We start from the raw sequence: 1501 nt of genomic DNA on the forward strand, positions 1-1501 counted from the left end.
AAACATACTAAGATTAGTAGCACAGACCACGGCCATGGTCTGTGCTACTATTTTTTTATAGTAGAAGTGAAGAATAGGTCGACCCATCCTCAGGACCTTGAGTTCGTATTTTAAACTGGCCTACTTCACTTCCCTTATAAGAATCAGTTTCAGTATGTTGGATCCTGGAGATCGTGTATAAGAAAAGGGAATCGATAAGGTGATGTGAACGCTTCTACCGTAAAGTTAGGAGGAATGGATATGCCAAGTGTAATAGCTTTTGATGTTAGTATGGGGAAAAGTTATATGGTCATCTATAACGCTGACCGAGTTTGCATCTTTGAAGGAGAAATGCTTCATAAACGCTCCTTTTTTGAAAGACTATATAATCAAATCAAGGCCCTAATCCAAAAAGACGCACAGGCCCCTGATATCGTATTTGAGGCCACAGGTGTGTATTCTCGCCAACTAGAACGATTTTTCACGGAGTACGGCTTTCCGTATTGTTTACTTAATCCTTTGGAATCTAAGCTTCAAACAGCTTCCATGCGCATGCACAAAACAGACAAAAGCGACGCTCATCGTCTAGCCCAGACGCACTTTACGGCTACACGGCGCATCAAAAAGCCGCAGGAAGCTTATTATGACCAAATGCGTGCTCTTTCTCGCTACTATAAAGAACTGGATGAAGAACTGAGCCTGATTCGCAGCCGCATACACACGCTTCTGCAACTTACTTTTCCGGAAATGGAGTCCTTGTTTACCCAAAAATCAGAGTTGTTTTTGAATATTCTACAGTTGTTCCCACATCCTGATTGTGTGAGACACTTGTCTAAAACGGTGGTCCGTAATCGACTACTCACGAATACAGAGAAAAAACTAGCTCCTAAAACGGCAGAGAAAAAAGCCCTGCAACTGTTGGAAGCTGCACAAGACTCTTATCCGGCCGTAGACGCTGAGGATGTTCGCTGTGATCAATTAAGAGTCTATGCCAAGCGTCATTTAGCGATTTTAAGACAGCGTGAAGCGTTGATTAAGCAGATGGCCGAGCTTTCAAAAGAACGGAAAGACTATCAGGTGCTCATCAGTTTTCCCGGGATTGGCCCGAATACGGCTGTGAGGTTAATTGGAGAGATAGGAGATCTGACGCGTTTTGACAACCATAAACAGCTGAATGCCTATGCTGGAATTGACATCAGGCGCTTCCAGTCGGGAACCTTGTTTTATAAAGATAAAATCAACAAGCGCGGCAACAGTTATTTACGCAAAATACTCTATTTCACCATTCAAAACATGATCCGTCAGCGACGCTTTGGAGGCAATCATATTGTGGATTATTATGACAAATTAAAAACGCAACCTTATAACAAACGTCATAAAGTTGCGTCCATCGCCTGTGTGAATAAGTTGTTGAAGTCCCTCTTCCACCTTATTACACACGATCTGCATTACGATTACCAGTTGGCCGCTGGTAAGTAATGTTGAAACGATTATATCACATACATCCCTGGCTAAAAAAAAA

At 42.4% G+C, this 1501-nt stretch carries 1 protein-coding gene; it reads left to right on the forward strand.

What is annotated here, in order from left to right:
* Nucleotides 1–240: 240 nt before the first annotated feature.
* A complete protein-coding gene (locus tag BK575_RS27865; RefSeq protein WP_078412155.1) occupies nt 241–1458 on the forward strand; it encodes an IS110 family RNA-guided transposase in 1218 nt (405 codons plus the stop codon).
* The last annotated feature ends 43 nt before the right edge of the window (nt 1459–1501 follow it).

Source organism: Priestia abyssalis (genome assembly GCF_002019595.1).
In the GTDB taxonomy this organism is placed as follows: domain Bacteria; phylum Bacillota; class Bacilli; order Bacillales; family Bacillaceae_H; genus Bacillus_BA; species Bacillus_BA abyssalis.